At 68.8% G+C, this 21,760-nt stretch carries 16 protein-coding genes; 7 read left to right on the top strand and 9 right to left on the bottom strand.

Annotation, left to right across the window (positions count from 1 at the left end; translation table 11 throughout):
• Positions 1–12 precede the first annotated feature (12 nt).
• Positions 13–543, bottom strand: coding sequence for a GNAT family N-acetyltransferase (locus N5095_RS02435; RefSeq protein WP_267620686.1), 531 nt, complete (start codon positions 541–543; stop codon positions 13–15).
• A gap of 151 nt (positions 544–694) precedes the next feature.
• On the opposite strand from N5095_RS02435, the gene N5095_RS02430 reads away from it, so the two are divergent.
• From N5095_RS02430 to N5095_RS02420, 3 genes are all read left to right on the top strand, one after another.
• Positions 695–2,788, top strand: coding sequence for a hydantoinase/oxoprolinase family protein (locus N5095_RS02430; protein WP_267620684.1), 2,094 nt, complete (start codon positions 695–697; stop codon positions 2,786–2,788).
• Positions 2,788–4,596, top strand: coding sequence for a hydantoinase B/oxoprolinase family protein (locus tag N5095_RS02425; protein WP_267620682.1), 1,809 nt, complete (start codon positions 2,788–2,790; stop codon positions 4,594–4,596). The genes N5095_RS02430 and N5095_RS02425 overlap by 1 nt, the downstream gene beginning before the upstream one ends.
• An 86-nt stretch (positions 4,597–4,682) precedes the next feature.
• Positions 4,683–6,038 carry an MmgE/PrpD family protein gene (locus tag N5095_RS02420; protein ID WP_267620680.1) on the top strand — a complete coding sequence of 452 codons (1,356 nt, stop codon included), beginning with the start codon at positions 4,683–4,685 and terminating at the stop codon, positions 6,036–6,038.
• Between the two features lie 69 nt (positions 6,039–6,107).
• Here N5095_RS02420 and N5095_RS02415 read toward each other — a convergent pair whose 3' ends face one another.
• The 6 genes from N5095_RS02415 to N5095_RS02390 form a co-directional block, all read right to left on the bottom strand.
• Positions 6,108–6,947, bottom strand: a complete 840-nt coding sequence (locus N5095_RS02415; protein WP_267620678.1) for a polysaccharide deacetylase family protein — start codon at positions 6,945–6,947, stop codon at positions 6,108–6,110.
• 120 nt (positions 6,948–7,067) lie between these two features.
• Positions 7,068–8,825, bottom strand: a complete 1,758-nt coding sequence (locus N5095_RS02410) for a TCP-1/cpn60 chaperonin family protein (RefSeq protein WP_267620676.1) — start codon at positions 8,823–8,825, stop codon at positions 7,068–7,070.
• A 97-nt stretch (positions 8,826–8,922) separates the two neighbouring features.
• Complete coding sequence (locus N5095_RS02405; RefSeq protein WP_267620674.1) at positions 8,923–10,302, bottom strand: dihydroorotase; 1,380 nt, start codon at positions 10,300–10,302, stop codon at positions 8,923–8,925.
• 88 nt (positions 10,303–10,390) lie between these two features.
• Entirely contained in the window at positions 10,391–11,908 is a 1,518-nt protein-coding gene (locus N5095_RS02400; protein WP_267620672.1) for an amidase, read from the bottom strand.
• A 114-nt stretch (positions 11,909–12,022) separates the two neighbouring features.
• Positions 12,023–12,589 carry an Lrp/AsnC family transcriptional regulator gene (locus N5095_RS02395; protein ID WP_267620669.1) on the bottom strand — a complete coding sequence of 189 codons (567 nt, stop codon included), beginning with the start codon at positions 12,587–12,589 and terminating at the stop codon, positions 12,023–12,025.
• A 7-nt stretch (positions 12,590–12,596) separates the two neighbouring features.
• Positions 12,597–13,946 carry an aminotransferase family protein gene (locus N5095_RS02390; RefSeq protein ID WP_267620667.1) on the bottom strand — a complete coding sequence of 450 codons (1,350 nt, stop codon included), beginning with the start codon at positions 13,944–13,946 and terminating at the stop codon, positions 12,597–12,599.
• Between the two features lie 169 nt (positions 13,947–14,115).
• Here N5095_RS02390 and N5095_RS02385 point away from each other — a divergent pair, with 169 nt between their 5' ends.
• A complete protein-coding gene (locus N5095_RS02385; protein ID WP_267620665.1) occupies positions 14,116–15,597 on the top strand; it encodes a CoA-acylating methylmalonate-semialdehyde dehydrogenase in 1,482 nt (493 codons plus the stop codon).
• Between the two features lie 233 nt (positions 15,598–15,830).
• Here N5095_RS02385 and N5095_RS02380 read toward each other — a convergent pair whose 3' ends face one another.
• Positions 15,831–17,246 (bottom strand): aspartate aminotransferase family protein, encoded by a 1,416-nt coding sequence (locus N5095_RS02380; RefSeq protein ID WP_267620663.1) that lies wholly within the window; start codon positions 17,244–17,246, stop codon positions 15,831–15,833.
• Between the two features lie 133 nt (positions 17,247–17,379).
• On the opposite strand from N5095_RS02380, the gene N5095_RS02375 reads away from it, so the two are divergent.
• Entirely contained in the window at positions 17,380–18,141 is a 762-nt protein-coding gene (locus N5095_RS02375; protein ID WP_267620661.1) for a LamB/YcsF family protein, read from the top strand.
• Between the two features lie 15 nt (positions 18,142–18,156).
• Here N5095_RS02375 and N5095_RS02370 read toward each other — a convergent pair whose 3' ends face one another.
• Entirely contained in the window at positions 18,157–19,509 is a 1,353-nt protein-coding gene (locus N5095_RS02370) for an acetyl-CoA carboxylase biotin carboxylase subunit (protein ID WP_390202479.1), read from the bottom strand.
• A 204-nt stretch (positions 19,510–19,713) separates the two neighbouring features.
• Between N5095_RS02370 and N5095_RS02365 the strand changes: the two genes are divergently transcribed.
• Together N5095_RS02365 and N5095_RS02360 are read left to right on the top strand one after the other, a co-directional pair.
• Positions 19,714–20,619, top strand: a complete 906-nt coding sequence (locus tag N5095_RS02365) for a 5-oxoprolinase subunit B family protein (RefSeq protein ID WP_267620659.1) — start codon at positions 19,714–19,716, stop codon at positions 20,617–20,619.
• Positions 20,616–21,593 (top strand): 5-oxoprolinase subunit C family protein, encoded by a 978-nt coding sequence (locus tag N5095_RS02360; protein ID WP_267620657.1) that lies wholly within the window; start codon positions 20,616–20,618, stop codon positions 21,591–21,593. The genes N5095_RS02365 and N5095_RS02360 overlap by 4 nt, the downstream gene beginning before the upstream one ends.
• Positions 21,594–21,760: the final 167 nt, after the last annotated feature.

The raw sequence follows: 21,760 nt of genomic DNA, 5'->3' as shown, positions 1-21,760 counted from the left end.
GGCGGGCAAGCCCTACGAAAGGTCCTTCTTGAACGTATAGCAGTACCGCTCGTAGTCGACGTGGCCCTCGTAGAAGCGGTGGGCGTCCTCCCGCCACAGCCCCGAGGCGAGTTCGACCACCGCACAGTCGCGCGCCGTCGCCCACGCCTCGACGAAGGAGAGGAGACGTTCCCCGTGGCCCTCCGAGCGCCGCTCCGGCCGCGTGACGAGGTCGTACACCCAGGCGTGCTTCCCGTGGTACAGCGTCGTCGAGATGCGGACGCCCGCGACCGCGACGAACGCCTCCGGAGGCGGGACGGCGCCGGAGTCGTCGACGGCGAAGCTCTCACTCCCGGTTGCCGCTCCGCCGCCCTCGACGAGGCCGAACAGTCGGTACCCCTCCGCCGTCATCGCGCGAAGGTACTCGAGGTACGTCGCTTCGTCGACCGGCCGGAGTTCCGACAGCACCGGGTAGGCCGCCAGCCATCCCGCCTCGTTGGTCAGTTCGACGATGGTCGTGTCGGTCCCCGAGTTCGTGCTCGTATCCGCATCCGTGTCACTCATCGCGTCTCACCGTCCGTGACACCGAACGGGTACATAACTCTCCCGCCGAGCGCGCCGAAACGTCGGGCTTCGACCGCGGTGGAGGGCCACGACCGGCGATTGGCCCTGAGGGAAACGACTAAGCCGACGTGTGGGATGTGTACGCATAGATATGGGCAGCAGTAGCATTACCGCCGGTGTCCGAATCGGCGTCGACGTCGGCGGGACGAACACCGACGTGACGCTGGTCACGGACGAGGAGGAGTACATCTACAAGACGCCGTCGACGGCCGACCCGTCGGAGTCGACGGTGTCGGGCATCGTGGAGGTGACGAAACTCGCCGAACTCGACCCCGGCGAGGTCGACCAGGTGTTCCACGGGACGACCGTGGCGACGAACGCGCTCATCGAACACGAGGGTGCGAAGACGGGGATGCTCACGACGCGCGGGTTCCGCGACATCCTCCACATCGGGCGCCACCGCAAGCCCCACAGCTTCTCGCTCCAACAGACCATCCCGTGGCAGGAGAACCCCATCGTCGAACGCCGCCACCGAAAGGAGGTGACCGAGCGAATCCAGCCGCCGGGCGAGGTGGTTGCCCCACTCGACGAGGACGAGGTACGCGAGGCGATACGGGAGTTGGTCGACGACGGGGTCGAGTCGGTCGCCGTCTGTTACCTTCACTCCTACCTGAATCCGGACCACGAGGCCCGTACGCGCGAAATCATCGAGGCCGAGTTCCCGGACGTGTCGGTGTCGACGTCACACGAGGTGGTGTCGCAGTTCCGCGAGTTCGAGCGGTTCACGACGGCCGCCATCAACGCTCGCCTCGAGCCCGTGATGTCGACGTACCTGAACCGACTGGAGGACCGCCTCGCGGACGAGGGGTTCGACGCGGAGGTGCTCATCATGCAGTCCAACGGCGGGATGTCGAGCGTCGACACCGTCGCCGAACGCCCGGTGACGACGCTGGTCTCCGGACCGGCGGCCGGGGTCCTCTCCGCCGAGTTCGAGGGCCGACAGGCCGGGAAGCCGAACCTCATCATGCTCGACATGGGCGGGACGAGCGCGGACATCTCCGTCGTCCCGGGTCGCGTCCTCGAACGCGACCCGCGGGACAGCACGGTCGGGGGGTACCCCGCCATCGTCCCGATGCTCGACATCGAGACCATCGGCGCCGGCGGCGGCTCCATCGCCTGGTTCGACCGTGCGATGGGGTTCAACGTCGGCCCGAAGAGCGCCGGCGCGGAGCCGGGACCGGTCTGCTACGGCCGCGGCAACGACCAGCCGACGACGACCGACGCGCAGGTGACGCTCGGGCGCATCGACCCGGGCGCGTTCCTCGGGGGCGCACTCGACCTCGACGCCGACGCCGCGCGGGAGGCCATCCAGACACAGCTCTGTGACCGAGTCGACCAGGCGCGCTTCGAGACCCCGGACCACGCCGCGCTCGCCACGTTGGAGGTCGCGAACATGAACATGTACCGCGCCATCCGCGAGCAGACGGTCCAGCGAGGGTACGACCCGCGCGAGTACACCATCGTCGCCTTCGGCGGCGCCGGCCCGATGCACGCCGCCGGCATCGCCGAACAGTTGGACGTCGGCACCGTGCTGATTCCGCCGTCCCCCGGTATCGCCTCGGCGCGGGGCCTTCTGACGGGGAACGTCAAGTATGACTACCAACAGACGGTGAGCAAACGCCTCGAATCGGTCGCGGGCGAGTACATCGACGAGACGTTCGACCGGCTGGAGGCGAAGGGGCGAGCGCAACTCGCCCGCGACGACGTGGACGAGTCGAAGTGGTCGTTCCGGACGTCCATCGATTGCCTCTACGAGGGCCAAGGGTACGAACTGAACGTCGACTTCGACGGCACCGACGGGGACTGGCACGCCCGGACCCGCGAGCGCTTCGAGGAGAAACACGAGGCCGAGTACGGCCACTTCTTCGAGAACGACCCGGTCGAGTTGCTCAACCTGCGGGTGACGGCCGTCGGCGACATCCAGTCGTACGACCCGCCGGTTCTCGAGGAGGGCGGCGACGACCCATCGGCCGCGAGGACGACCGAGTCGGCGGTGTTGTTCGGCACGAGCGCGGCGCCCGAGGAGCGGACGGTGCCGCGATACGACCGCGAGAAGCTGCAGTACGGCAACGTCGTCGAGGGGCCGGCCATCGTCGACGAACTCGACAGTACGGTCGTCGTCAACCCGGGGTGGACGGCGACGGTGCTCGGAAACGGTGCGGTCGAACTCCGGAGGGACGACTGATGACACGAGACAGCCAGGAGGAGACGAGCAGCGCGAGCGCCGCGGCGGCCGTGGCGGACCGGGACATCGACCCGGTGACCATGCAGGTCATCGGCGGCGAACTGGACACCATCGCCCAGGAAATGGGGTACAAGCTCATCCGCTCCTCGTACTCCTCCATCATCCGGGAGAGCGAGGACATGGGCGCGGGCATCTTCACCACCGACTGCCGCGAACTCTGTGAGAGCGACTCCACGCCGATGCACGTCGGCTCGCTCATCGGCTACCTGCAGGGGATGTACGACACCTTCGAGGAGCGCGGGGTCAGCCGGGAGGACGCGATTCAGGAGGGTGACGTGTTCATCCACAACCACCCGCACTACGGGGCGAGTCACTCCCCCGACATCGCGGTCGCGGTCCCGATATTCTACGAGGGCGAGCACATCGCGTGGGCGGCGAACACGGCCCACCACCTCGACATCGGCTCGGCGACGCCCGGGCTGGCCATCGACCTGGAGGACATGTACGCCGAGGGGAGCCTGTTCCGGTCGACGAAGGTGTACGACGGCGGCGAGCGCGTCGACGAAATCTGGAACTTCATCGAGGACAACGTCCGTACCCCACGAGAGGTCATCGGCGACCTGCAGGCGCAGATCTCCTCCTGTCACGTCGGCGAGGAGCGCTACCTCGCGCTCGTCGACAAGTACGGTCTCGAGCGCATCCAGCAGGCCGGGGAGGCGCTGATGGACTACGCCGAGGCGCTGCTTCGCGCCGAAATCGAGCAGATTCCGGACGGGACGTACTACGCCGAGGACTACCTCGACGACGACGGCCGCAACCGGGGCCAGCGCCTGAAAATCGCGGCGGAGGTCACCGTCGAGGGTAGCGACATCACCGTCGACATGAGCGAGTCGGCCGACCAGACGCCGACCGGGTACAACATCCCGTTCCACGGCTCGACTGACGTCTGTATCTACTTCACCATCCGCTCCATCCTGATGGACACGGCGGTGCGCGACGACTACCTGCCACAGAACTCCGGAACGTTCGCGCCGGTCCACCCGAAGGCCCGACCGGGCTGTATGTTCAACCCGACGCCGCCCACCTCGGCATTCGCCCGCATCAACCAAGTGGACAAGATGAGCGACCTCATCATCGAGGCGCTCGCCGACGTGCTCCCCGACCGGGTGTGCGCCGGCACCTGCGGGCAGGTGTACTTCGTCAGCTACGGCGGCACCGACGACAGGGGCGAGTACTGGGTGTACCTCGAGGTGAACGAGGGCTCCTACGGCGGGCGTCCCGAGGCCGACGGTCTCGACGCCGTGGACGCGCTCGTCCACAACACCAAGAACCGGCCCGTCGAGGACATCGAACTCTCCCATCCGATGCGCGTCGAGCGCTACCACCTCCGCGAGGACGGTCACGGCGCCGGGAGACACCGCGGCGGCCACGGCATCGTCCGCGAGTCCCGGTTCCTCACGGACGCCGTGATGACGATGGAGGGCGACGGGAACACCTACCGGCCCCACGGCCTGTTCGGCGGCGAGGAGGGGACCCACGGCGACCTGAAGCACATCACCGCCGACGGGGAGACCGTCGACCTCAACTCGAAGGAGTCGGGGTACAAGTTCGGCGCCGAGGACCGCGTGCTCATCAAGACTGCCAGCGGCGGCGGCTACGGCGACCCACACGACCGGCCGGCGGAGCAGGTGTACGAGGACTACCTCGACGGCCTCGTCTCCGCCGAGGCGGCGAGGGAGTCCTACGGCGTCGTCATCGAGGACGGCGAGATGGACGAGGCGGCGACGGCGACGCTGCGCGGGGACTGAGGCCGACCCCGAGCGGCCTCGTCGCTGACGGCAGGGGGTACGACCGACGCAACGCTTTAGCGCTGTTCTCTCGAACGACCGAACGTATGCCCGAGCCGAGAGAAGCGGCGGCGCCGGAGCGGACGCTCGCGTCGTTCGTCGCCGACCTGACGTTCGAGGACGTGCCGACGGGCGCGGTCAACACGATAGAGCGGGCGTTCGTCGACACCGTCGGCGTGACGCTCGCGGGGGCCGTCGAAGGTGCAGGTGACCGCGCGAACCGCGTCGTAAGGGCGACGAGTGCGGGGAGCGACGGGGTCTCCCTCCTCGGCGTCGAGGGGAGCGCGTCCGTCGCGGAGGCCGCCTTTGCGAACGGGACGGCCGGGCACGCGCTCGACTACGACGACCTCTCGTGGGCGATGGACGGCCACCCGAGCGTCACGCTCGTCGCCCCCGCCCTCGCGGTCGGGGAGCACGTCGGCGCTTCGGGTCCGGCCCTCGTGACCGCCTTCGCCGCCGGCTTCGAGGCGGAGTGTTACCTCGCGGAGCCGATCAGCCCCACCCACTACGAGCAGGGGTGGCACCCGACGGCGACGTTCGGCGTCTTCGGCGCCGCGGCGGCCGCGGCCTCGCTGCTGGACCTCGACGCCGAGGCGACCGAACGCGCGCTCAACGTCGCGGCGTCGACGCCCGCGGGCCTCAAGCGCAACTTCGGGTCGATGACGAAGCCGGTCCACGCCGGGCTCGCCGGACGCTCGGGCGTGACGGCGGCGCTGCTCGCCGCCGAGGGGGTCACCGCCGGCGACGCGGTCGTGAGCGGCGAGCGGGGGTTCTGGGACCGGTACGCCGACGGCGACGAGCGGGAGGCCGACCCGCCCGGAGCGCCGTGGCGGCTGGTCGAGACCGGAATCTCGGTCAAGAAGTACCCCTGCTGTTACTTCGCGCACACGAGCCTCGCGGTCGCGGCGGACCTCGTCGAGCGCAACGGGGTCGACCCCGAGGCGGTCGACCGGGTTGAGGCCACCGTCTCACGGGGCGCCGGGGACGCGCTCGTCTACCCCGACCCGGCGACCGGGTTGGAGGCGAAGTTCTCGATGGAGTACGCGCTGGCCTGCGGCGTCGCCCGCGACCGGGTCGGGCTCGCCGCCTTCGAGGACGAGGCGCTCTCTGACTCGGAGGTAGAGCGCGTCAGAGAGCGCGCGGGCTTCGACGTCGACGAGTCGCTCCCGTACAAGTCGAACCACACCCGGGTCCGCATTGTGGCCGGCGAAGAGACCTACGAGGGGACGATGGAACGCCCGCCGGGCACCCCCGAGAACCCGATGAGCGAGCGGGCGCTGCGCGAGAAGTTCGTCGACTGCGCGACCCGCGCGGTGCCGGAGCCGACCGCCGCGACGGCGTTCGACCGGTTCCGGTCGCTGCGGGAGCAGGACGGCGTGCGCGACCTGCTCGGGTCGCTCTGAGAGGAACGCTCGGGCCGACGCGTCGCTCGGGCGAAGCGGACGCTCGAAAAATCGGTCGTCGGTGCCGGCTCAGTTGTTCTCGCGGAAGTCGCTCGCCACCTCGTCCATCAGCTTGAACTCGACGTCCGGCTTCGTCTGCATGTGCTGGATGAGCGCTTCCAGCCGCATGAGCCGGTGGGCCTGCCCGATGACCTGCGGGTGCATCGTGAGGATGAACGTGCCGCCGTCGACGTTCTCGTACATCCAGTCGAACTGGTCGTACCAGCGCTGGAAGATGGAGTCCTCGCTGACGTACCCCATCCGGTGCGGGCGTGCCCACGTGAACGTGAAGGCCGGCCAGTCGTCGCGCTGCCAGGAGACGGGAAGTTCGACGATGTCGGTCGGTTCACCGCGGTCGTACGCGTCGTCCTCCGGGGCGCTCCACCCGCCGTAGGCCCAGTGCGGGTGGAAGTCCGAGGCCATCTTGCTCGAGTCCCACTCGATGCCGATGTCCTCCAGGATGTCGAGGGTGTGCGCGGAGAAGTCCCACGCCGGCGAACGGTAGCCCGTAGGCTTCCGGCCGGTGAGGTCGACGATACAGTCGAGGGCGCGCTCGACGTCGGCGCGTTCGTCCTCCTCTGACTCGAAGGTGGCCGGACCGGTGTGGCTCCAGCCGTGGTGCTGGATATCGTACCCACGGTCCCACACTTCCCCGCTGATCTCCGGGAAACTGTCGATGGTGTGGCCCGGGATGAACCAGGTCGCCGGCACGTCGTACTTGTCGTGGAGGTCGAGGAGGCGCGGTGCGCCCACTTCCGCCCCGAACACCCCACGGGAGTGTCGGGTCGGTTCGTCCCACGAGTCGTAGGACCACAGCCAGGTCGATACGGCGTCGAAGTCGTACGTCAGACAGACGGTAGCTTTTGCCATGACTCGAGTTGTGGGTCCACGCGATACCTCATAAAGGTTCGTTAACAGGCGGCGACCTCGTGGGCGCCCTCTGTCGGTTTTCCTGCTATCCCACCCCGGTCACTGGACCGTTCTGAGGACCTACCGGTCCCAGCGCGTCCCCGGGTTCTTCTCCAGGTGGTCCATGTGGTTCTCGGCGCGTTCGTCGTAGATGACGTCGTCCGGGCCCGCCGGCTCCTCGGTGAAGGTGGCGTCGATAGCGTCGTCGACGCGGAGGAGGAGGTCTGCGACCTCGACGGCGGCGACGAGCGCCCGCCGAGTGTAGGCGGCCGGACCGACGACCCCGGCCGCAACGGGGTCGCCGACGATCCGCCCGGGGAGCAGGTAGCCCGCGGGCCCCTCGCCCGCGTGGTCGGCTGCCCTGAGGTCGGCGACGACGTCGAGCGGGTCGCCGCCGCTGTTTCGCACGAGTGACGCCACGACGCTCTCGAGCGCGTCGGCGAACGCGAGCGCAGCGAGTTGTGCCTTCGAGTCGACGCCCGTCGCCGACTCGCGAACTGCGGCCGCGAGCCGGAGTTCGGTGGCACCGGCGCCCGGAACCACGCCGGGGCGGGACGCACCCACGCCGCGGGCGGTCGCGACCGCCGCGGCCGCCTTGCGGACCTCGGTCGAGGCCTGCTCGGCGACCTGTCCGGTGACGCCGTGGAGGACGGCCGTCACCGACCGGGGGTCGGGGCAGTCGTCGAACACCGTCATCCGGCGGCTCGCCCGCCGACCGCGGCGCGGGTCGATACGTCGCTCCTCGACGACTCCGGCGTGACCGAGGTCGGACGCCTCCACGTCCGCGGGGTTGTGGACGAGACTCGCCCCCGTCGCGAGCGCGACCTGCTTCATCTCGAGGGGGCTCACCCCGCGCACGCCGAGGATACCGGCGTCGGCGAGCAGGCGCTGGTACCCCGCGTTGATTCCCAGCCGAGTGACGACCACGTCGACGCCGAGGTCGACGTAGTGTTCGACCACCTCCTCGCGCTTCGCGGCGTAGAGGTCTCGCACCCCGTCGATGTCCCCGGGGGCGGTGACCGAAAGCGTCGCGTCCTCGTCCCACTCGGGGTCCTGCAGGCCCCCCGTGGTGTGTCCGTCCAGCAGGAGCACGGTGGCGTCCTCGACGCGCTTCGGCATCTCGCGGTTCGCCCGGCCGTTGCGGTCGAGGGCGGCGCCGCGAACGAGGTGGGAGTCCGCGAGCGACCCGGCGCCGAGGGCCCGCACCGCGAACGTCGCCGCGGTCGGCCGGCCGACGGCGTCGACCGCCTCGACGGCGAGGGTAGCCCAGCGGTCGGCCAGTCCTCCGACGTCGTTGCCGGTCATCGCGGTCCGAGCGAGGGCGCGCTCGATTCTCGCGTCGGCGGCGAACGAGTCGATGGCGCGGCTCTCCCCGTCGAGCGCCGCGAGTGCGGCGTCGAGTGCGAGGGCGTACCCCCCTCGCACGTCGTGGGAGTGGACGCCGTCCGCCAGCAGCGACTCGGCCTCGTCGAGGAGGTTCGCACAGAGGACGACGGCGCTCGTCACGCCGTCGGGGATATCCTCGCCCTCGACGTCGGTGTCGCCGGGCCGCTCGGGGCCGAGGATGCGCCGGACGATCGGCGCGACGGGGTGCTGGACGGGGAGTTCCTCGAGGAGCGTCGCGCCGTCGCCCGTGACGGTGTACTCGTCGGTTGCGGGGACGCCCGGGTTCCCGGTCTCGGTCCGGCTTTCGAGCCGGTGGACGACCAGTTTGTCGTGGGAGACGGGACCGAGCGTCGACTCCAGTACGTCGGCCATCGCTCGGACCGCGACGATGTTGGCGTGGGGGAACTGCGGCTGCGGTTCCGGTTCCCCACTCGCCTCTCGTTGGGCACTCATCTACCCGGACTCATACCGTGAAGGGAGAAAACGTTGTCCCCGTGTTCACGTGACACACGACGGCTGTGGGTGAACGATGCGCCCGTCGACCCCGCCTTTAGACCTCCCAGTCCGGCAGGTCGCGCTCGACGAACTGTCCGTGACCCGGCTCGCCGACCACGTCGCCGTCGTCGGCGACGAGTTCCCCGCGGACGAACGTCCGCTTGACTCGACCGGTGACCTCCCGGCCCTCGTAGATGGAGAAGTCGGCGGCGGAGGCGTTGTCCGCGGCCGTGATAGTGTACGTCTCTCCGGGGTCGAAGAGGACGATGTCGGCGTCCGTACCGGGGTCGAGGGTCCCCTTCCCGGGCAGGCCGAACGTCTGTGCCACGTTCGTGCTCATGACCCGGACGAGCCACGGATAGGAGAAGCCGCGCTTGTTGACGGCCTCGTCGTGGACGACCGGGAGACTCACCTGCAGGGAGTTCGCGCCGAAGGTGCTCTCCCACCAGTTGTCCACCTGCTTGCCCTCGAGCATGTAGCCGCAGTGGTCGGTCGACACCACGTCGAGGCTCCCCCGCCGGAGGTGTTCGAACATGGCCTCGTTGTCGTCGGGTTTGCGGATGGGTGGGGCGATCATCGCCTGGTTCCCCACCTCGCCGTATATCGAGTCGTCGAGCGCGAGGTAGTGGGTGCAGGTCTCGGCGCGCACCTTCGAGCCGTCCTCCCGGAACGACTCGAGCACGTCGGCGGACTTCCGACAGCTGGTGTGGATACCGTAGTACTTCGCGCCGGCCTCCCGTGCCATCCTGACGGCGTCCTCGGCGGCCATCGCTTCGGCGTAGTCCGGGCGGGACTGCGGGTACCACTCGGGGTCGCCCTTTCCCTCCCGTTTGAACTGGTCGGTGAGTTCGTCACAGACGGAGGGGTCCTCCGTGTGGAAGACGCCGACGGCGTCGAGGTCGGCGATGCGCTCGAGCACGCGGTTCATGAACCCGTTGCCGAGACCGATTTCGTAGGCCGTGAACATCTTGAAGGAGGTGACGCCGGCGTCGACTACGTCGGCGAGTTCCTCCAGTACGTCGGGGTCCTCGCGGGTGATGGCGCCGTGGACGCTGTAGTCGACGACGGCCCGCTCCCCTTTCTCCCGCTTCTCCTCGATACCCTCGAGGAGGGTGCCCTCCTCCTCGTACTGGCTCAGCTCGCCGACCCACGCCTGCCAGGCGAAGTCGATGTAGGTGGTGATGCCGCCGAGGGCGGCGGCGCCGGTGCCCGTCTCGTAGGTGTCGACCGAGAAGTGGTCCTCGATGTGGACGTGGGGATCTATCATCCCCGGCATCACGAGCAAGCCGGACGCGTCGACCGTCTCCTCGGCGTCCGGAACCGACCCGGCGTCGCCGACGGCGACGATTCGCCCGTCGTCGACCGCCACGTCCGCCTCGAAGCTGTCCGTCGCCGTCACGACTGTCCCGCCGCTGATTCGCAGGTCTACCGCCATACCTGTGCCACCCCGTGCCAGTACAAAAGTGTTCACACGGACCACGGGACCGTCGCGACCGTCGGCCGCGAGCCGTTCCCCGAGTATCTCACTCGGCGACCCGCTCGAGAGCGCCCGCCACGCGGAGCGCCGTGGCGTCCGCGAAGCGCGGGGCGACGGCCTGTGCGCTCACCGGGAGGCCGTCGACGGTCGCGACCGGCACCGTCACGGCGGGGACGCCGACGAGGTTGCAGGGCGCCGTGTTCGCGACGAGGGGGAGGAGGTCCTCGCGGGTCGTCGTCTCTCCGACCCGGGGCGGGAGGACGCCGAGCGTCGGGAGCACGAGCGCGTCCGCCGACTCGAAGACGGCGGCGAGCGATTCGGCGAACGCGACGGCCCGACGGCGACCGGCGGCGTACGCCTCGCCGTCCGTTTCGGCGTCGAGGACGGCCGCAGGCAGTACCCGTCGGGCGACGTGGTCGCCGAGGCCGTTCTGTCGAGCGCTGCGGAACGCCGCCAGGAGCTCCTCGTTGTAGCCCGAGCCCTGTCCCCTGACGACGCCGCTCCCGGCGAGTAGCCAAGAGAACTCGGCCGCGCCGACGTTCAGATAGGCGTCGTCGAGGCCGTCGAAGTCGAGGGTGACCCGGTCGGTGGCGACCCCGAGGTCCCCGAGACGGTCGACCGCGCCCTCGACCGCCGCGGCGACCCGGTCGTCGGCCCGTCCGAGGGGGGACTCCGGGACCGCCACGGTAAGCCCCGCGGCGTCGTCGGGGTCGGCGAGTTCCTCGGTGACGCCGTCGAGAGGGGTCCCCGACGAGGCGGTGCAGTCGACCGAGGTCGGGTCGCGGTGGTCGGGACCGGCGATGGCTTCGAGGGCGGTGGCAGCCGTCGAAACGTCGCGTGCGAGCGGGCCGACGGTGTCGAGGGAGGGTGCGAAGTCGACGAACCCGTACCGGGGGACCAGTCGGTGGGTGGGCTTGACCCCGACGACACCACAGCAGGCCGCGGGGATGCGGACACTCCCGCCGGTGTCGGAGCCGAGTGCGAGGTCGACGGTGCCGGCCGCGACGGCCGCGCCGCTCCCGCTCGAGGAGCCACCCGCCACCCGCTCGGAGTCGAGGGGGTTCGTCACGTGCCCGAAGTCGCTGAACTCGCCGGTCGGTCCCATCGCCAGCGGCTCCATGTTGGCCTTGCCGACGATGGTCGCGCCCGCGTCGAGCAGGCGGGAGACGACCGTCGCGTCGAAGGAGGGGACGACGGAGTACGCGGCGGAGCCGCAGGTCATCTCGAGACCGCGCACCGCGATGTTGTCCTTCACCGCGACGGTGACGCCCGCGAGGGGCCCCACGTCGGTCCGTGTCCGGGACTCGTCGTACACCGCGAGCAGCGCGTTTTCGGAGTCCTCGGCGCGGTGGCCCGCGTGGCACATCCACTCGCCCGGGGCTTCGGGTACGTCGACCGCCCCGTCGCCCTTCTCGGAGGGGTTCGCGTCCCCTTCGGCCGCCTGGCGTACGACCGTAGCGAGCTCACCGAGCAGGTCGTCGCCGACCGAGAGCCCCAGTCGGTCCGCCTGCGCGCGCACCGTCTCTCGGTCGTCGTCCCTGCTCGAGTCGTCGACGGAACTCACGGTCGCACTCCCGTGAAGCGGTCCTGCCCGATACGTCGCCGCGGCTCCTCACCGTCTGCCCGGACGCTCATACCCCAGCCTCTACGCGGATACAGATAACTCTACCCCGCGGCCCTATTCGAGCAGGGCCGCCCGCCGCTCCGGCGAGAGGTTCCCGAGCAGCTTCCCGCCCGTCGAGAGCTCCTTCATCACGAACCGCGAGGCCGTCTCGTTCACGCCGTCGATGGCGACGACGCTGTCGATGAGCTCGTTCGTCCCCTCCCGGGTGCGCAGTCGGGAGACGAGCAGGAAGTCCACGTCGCCCATCGTGTAGTACGCCTGCTCGACGCCCGGAAGCGCCGCGAGCTGTTCACCGATGTCCTCCGCGTATCCGGCCTCGTGCGCGACGGTGACCTCTGTGACGACGACCGTGTCGAGGCCGAACGCCGCCGGGTCGAGGTCGGCGACCCGACCGCGGACGACGCCGGCCGCCTCTAGGTTCTTCAGCCGGTAGTGGACCGCCGACTTCGAGACGCCCACCTCGTCGGCCAACTGCTGGAGGCTCACGTCGAAGTCCCGCTCGATGCGCTCGAGCAGCGCGAGGTCCGTCTCGTCGAGGTCGTAGTCGGCGGCGTCCGTCTCGGTGTCGACGCGCGAGTCGGGGACTCGACCGGCACCACCCGAGCCGTTCCCGCGCTCCATCGCCGACTCAGGCCTCCATCGCCCGGTCGGAGTGGCGGAGCGCGTCGTCGAGCACCGCGACGGCCTCGTCGATTTCGTCCTCGGAGATGACCAGCGGCGGCGCGATGATGAGCGTGTTGATCATGTTGGCGAGGTAGACGCCGTCGTCCCACGCCTCTCCGGACACCTCGTCGACGACCGTCTTCCCGGTCGATATCTTGTCCTTGCGGTGGCCGAACGGCTCCCGCCTGTCGGAGCGCTTCGTCAGTTCGACGCCGCGGAACAGCCCCACGCCGCGGGTCTCGCCGACGCTCGGGTGGTCCTCGGCGAGTTCGTCGAGTCGGTCGCCGAGGTAGTCCCCGACCGAGCGCGCGTGGTCGATGAGGTCGTCCTCGATGTACGTCTCGACGGCGGCGCGGCCGGCGGCGACGGCGACCGGGTGGCCCGCGTAGGTGTGGCCGTGACAGAACATGTTCTCCTCGAAGTGGGCCGCGATTTCGCCGGTGACGACCGTCGCGCCGAGCGGCGCGTACGCCCCGGTCAGCCCCTTCGCCATCGTCATGATGTCGGGTGCCACGTCGAACACGTCACAGCCGAACCACTCGCCCGTCCGACCGAAGCCCGCCATCACCTCGTCGGCGATGAGCAGCGCCCCGTGGTCGTGGGCGATCTCCTTCAGCCGCGGGAGGTACTCCTTCGGCGGGACGAGGATGCCGTTCGAGCCGACGACCGGTTCGACGAGGACGGCCGCGACGGTGTCGCCCTCGAGCATGAGCATCTCGCCGATGTACTCCAGACTCTCCATCGGGTCGAGCGTCGAGCCGTACGCGTACGGGTCGGGAGCCTTGATAGTGCCGGGAATGCCCGGTTCGGCCATCAGTCGCCGCGGGTCGCCGGTGACGCTGATGGAGCCGTAGGTCGCGCCGTGGTACGAGCGGTAGCGCGAGACGATCTTGTGCTTGCCCGTGTAGAGACGGGCGATCTTGATGGCGGCCTCGACCGCCTCGGTCCCCGACGTGGAGAAGAACGTCTTCGAGAGCTCTCCCGGCGTGATGTCGGCGAGATGCTTCCCGAGCCGGGCGCGGTTCTCCGTCGTCATCGAAGGCGCGAAGTACGGCCCGCGACGGGCCTGCTCGGCCATCGCGTCGGCCACGCGGTCCGCCGAGTAGCCGAGGTTCGCGCACATCAGTTGACCGGAGAAGTCGAGCCGACGTTCGCCGCGCGCGTCGGTGAAGTACACCCCCTCGCTGTCGACCATCTCCGTCGGGGAGACCTCCTTCTGGTAGGACCACGTGCCGAACACGTACTCCTTGTCCATCGCCTCCACCTCGTTCAGTCCGTCGGTTCCGCCGTCGGTCGCACACTCGTCGCTTGTCATCGGATACCACGACTTCCACGGACGGGGTGATTAATCTTTGGTCACACGTGGTGGCTAAGGGACAGAATACTGCCCCAGAGGACCAAATTCGGACGTTTTCCGGTTTTCTTCCCGACACCCTGAACGCTGTTCAGCGAACACTTATGCCGCGTGCTGTAGTGGGTCGTCCATGGCTAGCACGGAGTCGCTGACCGACGACGGGAGCGTGCGGAACTACGTCGACGGGGAATGGCGCGAGGTCACCGGGAGCGAGGGACAGGACGTGGTCGACCCGGGGACGGGCGAAACCCTCGCGCACGTTCCCTTCAGCACCGAGGCCGACGTGGACGAGGTTGTCGCGGCCGCGAACACGGCCTTCGAGTCGTGGCGCTCGGAAGCGGTCGAGGCCCGTATTCAACCCCTGTTCCGATTCAAGACCCTCCTCGAGGAACACCAGGACGACCTGGCTCGGACCCTCTCGCGGGAACACGGCAAGACGTTCGCGGAGGCGAAGGGCGAACTGCGGCGGGGCATCGAGAACGTCGAGGTCGCCTGTGGCATCCCGACGATGATGCAGGCGGGGAACCTCGCCAACGCCGCCCCCGACATCGACGAGAGCGCGGTGCGTCGCCCGCTCGGGACGTTCGTGGCCATCACGCCGTTCAACTTCCCGGGAATGATTCCCCTCTGGTTCCTCCCCTACTGCGTGGCGACGGGCAACTCCTTCGTCCTGAAGCCGAGCGAGCGCGACCCGCTCGTGGCCCAACAGCTGTTCGAACTCGTCGACGAGGCAGGGTTCCCCGACGGCGTCGTCTCGCTGGTCAACGGCGGCGCCGACACGGTGAACACCCTCATCGAACACGAGGGCGTCGCCGGCATCTCGTTCGTCGGCAGCACCCCCGTCGCGAGGCACGTGTACGAGTCCGCCGCGGCGGCGGGCAAACGCGTGCAGGCCCAGGGCGGCGCGAAGAACCACGTCATCGTCAGCGACAGCGCCGACCTCGCGTTCGCCGCCGAGAAGACGCTCTCCTCCTCGTGTGCCTGCGCCGGCGAGCGCTGTCTCGCTAACGACGTGGTCCTCGTCCACGAGGACGTGTACGACGAGTTCGCGGACCTCCTGGTCGAGGCCGCGGACGACTACACCGTCGGCTACGGCCTCGACGAGGGCACCGACATGGGCGCGCTCATCACGCCCGACCACGTGGACCACGTGCTGAACTTCATCCAGACCGGCGTAGAAGAGGGCGCCACCCTGCTCCGGGACGGCCGCGATATCACGGTCGAGGGGTACGAGGACGGCAACTTCCTCGGCCCGACCGTCTTCGGCGACGTGACCGGCGACATGGTCATCGCCCGCGAGGAGATATTCGGTCCCGTCGTCGGGCTCGCGAAGGTAGCTGACTTCGACGAGGCCATCGAGACGCTGAACGCGAGCAAGTTCGGCAACGCCGCCAGCCTCTTCACCGAGCGCGGCAGCGAGGCCCGCCGGTTCAAACACGAGGCCGAGGCGGGGAACCTCGCGGTCAACGCCGGCACCGCCGCGCCGATGGCGTTCTTCCACTTCGGCGGACAGAAGGAGTCGTTCTTCGGTGACCTGCACGCCCAGGGCGAGGACATGATCCACTTCTACACGGACAAGGCCATCTACATCGAGCGCTGGCCGGACGCGTGAGCGGCGGGTAGCGGACGTCTACGCGGCGGGCGCTCCGGGCGGTCGGTCCGGTCTTCCGCACCGACCCGGGATGCGGGCTTCCCGCCCGGCGCAATTTGTTCTGAGCGTTCAACCTGTACTGAACGCGAGGAGCGTTTAGCGTGGTCGGAACGTTGTGAAGGTCCACGGATGTCGAAGCCGGCGGCGAGTCGGTCGGGCGAGAGGGACCGACTCGGGTCACTCCTACGAACCGCTCACGCGTCGGGCGCGTGCGCCTCGATGGCCTCGACGACGACGTCGAGGCCGGTTTCGGCCTGGGCGTGTGTCATCACGAGCGGCGGCAGCAGGCGGAGGACGTTGCCGTGGCGACCGGCGGACCAGACGAGCACGCCGCGCTCGTAGCAGTACTGCTGGACCGCCTTCACCGCGCTCTTGCGAGGCGTCCCGGACTCGTCGCGGAACTCGGCGCCGATGAAGAGGCCGCGGCCACGAACGTCGACGAGTTCCGGGTTGGCGTCCGCGGCCTCGCGGAGACGGTCGCGGATGTACTCGCCGAGGTCGCGGGCGTGGGCGAGCAGGTCGTGTTCCCGGATGTACTCGATGGCCCGGATGCCGCCGCGCATCGCCGGGACGTTGCCGCGGAACGTGCCGATGTGGCCACCGGGCCCCCACGTGTCGAACTTCTCGTGGTACAGCATCGCACCGAGCGGGACGCCGGCGCCGCCGATACCCTTCGCGAGCGTCATCGCGTCGGGGGTGACGCCGTCCCACTCGGAGGCGAACCATTCCCCGGTGCGGCCGAAGCCGGACTGAATCTCGTCGAAGATGAGCATCACGTCGTTGTCGTCGGCGAGGTCGCGCAGCCCCCGCAGGAATCCCTTCGGCGGGACGACGACGCCGCCCTCCCCCTGGATGGGTTCGACCCAGATGGCCGCGGGGGTCTGCTTCCCGCCGTAGGGGTCCTCCAGAACGGACTGCACGCGGTCGAGCGCCCGGGCACAGGAGAGGTCGCCACAGCAGTCCGCTGCCGGACAGACGGCCGTCGCGTCGGCGTCGCTCCCTCGCTCTTCGATGCGGTAGGGGTACGGCGCGTGGACCACGTCGGGCAGGAGCGGTTCGTAGCCCGCCTTGTACTTGCGGCCGCCCGTGAGGCTCAGCGCGCCGGCGGTGCCACCGTGGTACGACCCCTCGAAGGCGAGCATCCCGTGGCGGCCGGTGTAGTGTTTCGCGAGCTTGATGGAGCCCTCGATAGCGTCGCTGCCGCTGGGGCCGCCGAACACCATCTTGCTCTCGCCGCTGAGCCCGTCAGGTGCGATGCCGTCCATCGCCTCGATGAAGTCCAGCCGCGCCTCGGTCGGGAAGTCGATGGTGTGGACCAACTTCTCCGTCTGGTCGTTGACGGCCTCGACGACGTAGGGGTTCGAGTGCCCGACGTTCAACACGCCGATGCCGGCGAAGAAGTCGAGGAACACGTTGCCGTCCACGTCGCGGACGGTCGCCCCTCGTGCCTCGTCGAGCGCGATGGGAACCCGCTTCGGGTAGGCGACCGCGGCGCTGTCGAGTTCCTGCTGCCGGTCGATGAGTTCCGTCGACCGCGGCCCGGGGACGTCGGTTTTCATCTGCGGTGCGTCGGCTATGTGTAGCTCTTCGATGGGTGGGCCCGCGCTCATGAGACTACTCGGCGGAGCCGGGGCATATAGTTTGGCACACCGTATCGTGGTTGCCGTGAGAGCCGTCGGCGAAATCGGCGACGGGACGGCCTCGGTCACAAGCTATATCTCCGGTTCGATGGGAGTGTGTGGCATGGTCGAAATCGACATCAACTGCGACATGGGCGAGAGCTTCGGCAACTGGAAGATGGGTCGCGACGACGAGGTGATGCCGTACATCACCTCCGCGAACGTCGCGGGCGGTTTCCACGCGGGCGACCCCCACGTGATGCGCGAGACGGTCGAACTCGCGACCGAGCACGGCGTCGGCGTCGGTATCCACCCCGGACTGCCGGACAAGATGGGGTTCGGTCGTCGGACGATGGACGCGACGCCCGAGGAGGTACGGGACTACGTCGTCTACCAGTTGGGCGCGCTTATGGGGTTCGCCGCCCGTCACGACCTGGAGGTCCAGCACGTCAAGCCCCACGGCGCAATGTACTCGATGCTCTCCGAAAGCGCAGACCACGCCCGCGCCGTCATGGAGTCCGTCCTCGAGGTGGACCCCGAACTCGTCTACCTGGCGACGGACATGAACATCTACGAGGTGGCCGAGGAGTTCGACGACCTCCGTGCCGTCTTCGAGGGGTACGTCGACCTCGACTACAACCCCGACCGGAGCCTCATCGTCGAGAAACAGGTCGAACCGAAGGACCCCGACCTCGTCGCCGACCGCTTCGTCTCCATCGCCACCGAGGGCGAGGTGGAGGCGGTGAACGGCGAGGTCATCGACGTACCCGCAGAGAGCATCTGTATCCACGGTGACGGGCCGAACGCGGTCGAACTGCTGGAGACTATCCACGAGCGTGCCGACGAACACAGCATCGACCTCGTCGGGCTGGACGAGCTGGCCTGAGCGCCCCGGTCCGTCTCAGACCGCTTCTTCGTCGAACTCGAACACTTCGTCGACGTACTTCGTCGTGTGTTCGTTCCCGAGGAACGTCTCGTCGTGTAGGACGGCGAGGTGGAACGGGATGGTCGTCGGCACGCCCTCGATATCGGCCTCGCGAAGCGCGCGGCGGGCGCGCCGGACCAGCGTCTCGCGGTCGGGGGCGACCACGACGAACTTCGCGAACATCGAGTCGTAGAACGGCGACACCGAGTCGTCCTGGTCGACGCCGTCGTCGACGCGGACACCGATACCCCGGGGCGGGGCGTACTTCGCGAGGGTGCCCGGCATCGGCCGGAACTCCTCGGCGGGGTCCTCGGCATTGATGCGGAACTCCATCGCCGCGCCGACCGGGTCGACGGCGGACTGCGGGAAGTCGAGCGGCTCGCCGGCGGCGATGCGCAGTTGCCACGCCACGAGGTCGACCCCGGTCACGGCCTCCGTCACGGTGTGTTCGACCTGGATACGGGTGTTCACCTCGAGGAAGTAGAACTCGCCGTCCTCGTAGAGGAACTCGACCGTGCCCGCGCTCTCGTAGCCGGCCTCGGCCAACCCCCGACGTGCGGCCTCGCACACCTCCTCGCGCTCCGCGTCGGTGAGTGAGGGCGAGGGCGTCTCCTCGATGAGCTTCTGCTGGCGGCGCTGCATCGAACAGTCGCGCTCGCCGAGGTGGCGGACGTTGCCGTGGCCGTCGGCGAGCACCTGTACCTCGATGTGGCGGGGGCTCTCGAGGTACTTCTCCACGTAGACGGCGGGGTTGTCGAAGTACGCCTCGCCCTCCCGGATGGCGCTCGTCAGCGCCTCCTCCACCTCGTCGGGGCCCTCGACGACGACGAGGCCGCGCCCGCCGCCGCCGCCGTCCGCCTTGATGGCGACCGGGTAGCCGTGTTCGTCGGCGAACGCCTCGACGGCTTCGGGTTCGGTCACTGCGTCGGTCCCGGGGACGATGGGCACGTCGGCCTCGGCCATCAGCCGGCGGGCGTTCGTCTTCTCGCCGAGAGCCTCCATGGCGTCGCCGGAGGGGCCGACCCAGACGAACCCCTCCTCCTCGACGCGGCGGGCGAAGCCGGCGTTCTCCGCGAGGAAGCCGTACCCGGGGTGGATGGCGTCGACGCCGGCCTCGTGGGCGGCCTCGAAGATGGCATCCTGGTCGAGGTAGCTCTTCGACGCCGTCGACGGGCCGACGTGCATCGCCCGGTCGGCACGGCGGACGTGTTTCGCCGACTCGTCGGTGTCGCTGTAGACGGCGACGGCTTCGACGCCGAGTTCGTGGCAGGCCTGCACGACGCGGACGGCTATCTCCCCGCGGTTGACGACGAGTACGCTGTCGAACATGCTCCGACGTTTCCCGCTCTATCATATAAGTTCGTGGGGCGAAACCGGTAGACGTGGCGACGTTTCGAGCCGACGGGAGGCGCGGACGGCGTCCGTGTTCCCGTCGCCACGTGGAGCCTCCACGGGCGTCGAGTCCGGGCGACGGGAGCGACTCGAGTGAGCGGCACCTATACATACGTCTACTGTGAACGAGGGACAAGAACGATGGCAGCGAACAGCATCACACCGAAGGACCTCCCAGAGCCCCGGTACGAACACGGTGGCGACGACCACATCTTCGTCGAGCTCGACCAGGAGATGAGCTTCGACGCCAACTTCCGGGCGATGGCGGTGACCCAGCAGCTCCGCGAGCGCGACTTGCCGGGGGTCACCGAAATCTGTCCGGCGAACGCCTCGTACTTGCTCCGGTTCGAACCGGAGGAGATCGGCCCGAACGAACTCGTCGACGAGGTGAAGGCGGTCGCCGCCGACACCGACATCTCGAGCTACGAGTGGGAGACGCGTATCGTCGATTTCCCCGTGCTGTACCAGGACGAGTGGACCCACGAGACGCTGATGCGCTTCCGGGAGAACCACCAGGACCCCGACGCGACCGACCTCGAGTACTCCGCCGAGCTGAACGGCTTCGACAGCGTCGACGACTTCATCGACGCCCACACGGGGTCGCCCCACATGGTGACGATGGTCGGGTTCGTCCCCGGTCTCCCGTTTTGTTTCCAGATGGTCCCCCGCGAGGAGCAGATCGAGGTCCCGAAGTACGTCCAGCCGCGCACCGACACACCCTCCCGGGCGGTCGGCTACGGTGGCGCCTTTACTGCCGTCTATCCCGTACAGGGGGCTGGCGGCTACCAACTGTACGGACGAACACCCGTCGAGGTGCTCGACGTCGACCAGGAACTCGCCGACTTCGAGGAGTCGATGGTGTTCCCGAACCCGGGCGACATCCTCAACTTCCGGCGCATCGACCGCGAAGAGTACGACTCCGTCCGCGAAGCGGTCGAGGACGGGAGCTTCGAGTTCGACACGGCGACGGTGGAGTTCTCCCCCGAGGAGTTCTTCGCGGACCCACACGGGTACAACGAGGAGCTGAAGGAGGTGCTCTACGGATGATCGAAATCCTCGCGGGCGGCATCTCGACGACGGTACAGGACACCGGTCGACACGGCCACTACCACATCGGAATGCCACCCTCCGGCGCGATGGACCCCTACGCCCACGCGGTCGCGAATTTCCTCGTCGGGAACGACGAAGGGGCCGCGACGCTGGAGATGACCTACCAGGGCGCCGATATCCGGTTCACCGAACCCGGGGTCATCGCCCTCGCCGGCGCGACGATGGACGGCGAACTGGACGGGGAATCGGTGCCGATGTGGGAGGCCATCGCTGTCGACGCCGGCCAGGAGCTCTCGCTCGAATTCGCCGTCGACGGCACCCGGACCTACCTCGCCGTCGCCGGCGGAATCGACACCGAACCGGTGATGGAGAGCCGCTCGACGTACACCCTCGTGGGCATCGGCGGCCACGAGGGCCGGACCCTCGAAGCCGGCGACGAACTCGCCGTCGGCGAGGCGACCCACGACCGGGGTGCCCTCGTCGGCCGGGCCGTCGACGACGACCACGTACCGAGCTACGACGAGGACACGGTCCGCGTCGTCCTGGGGTTGTGTGATTACCGGCTCACCGACGAGAGCCGCGAGGAACTCTGCAGCGCGGAGTGGACGGTCGCCGCCGACGCAGACCGGGTGGGGTACCGCCTCGAAGGTCCGGATATGGAGTTCGAGTCCCGGGAACAGCCGTTCGGCGCCGGCCCCGACCCGTCGAACGTCGTCGACCTCGGCTACCCAGTCGGTTCCATCCAGGTGCCCCAGCAGCCCATCGTGCTGATGCAGGACGCCGTGACCGGCGGCGGATACGCGACGGTCGGCACCGTAATCAGCGCCGACCGTGGCCTGCTCGCCCAGCGTCGCACCCACCAGTCCGTGTTCTTCGAGTCGGTCGACGTCGACGAGGCGCTCGACGCTCGAGCCGAGCGACGGGAGGCCCTGGACAAGGTGGCAACGTCCCTCTCGGTCGACGTGGACTGAGGGCCCGTCGGGAGCACTCCCTCGGTGACACCCTCCGCGGCGATACTCCCCGGTCCCGGTGCTACGCACCGCCCGTCAACTGCTGCTGTGGTAATAGTTGACGAATACATAAATACGCCCACGGAGTACGGTTACGACGAGTCGACAGCGGACACACGACAGAAAAC

This window comes from Halobium salinum (genome assembly GCF_026586625.1).
Taxonomy (GTDB): Archaea; Halobacteriota; Halobacteria; order Halobacteriales; family Haloferacaceae; genus Halobium; species Halobium salinum.
Note: the sequence above shows the minus strand (reverse complement) of the source record. Positions and strands in the feature narration are given on the sequence as shown.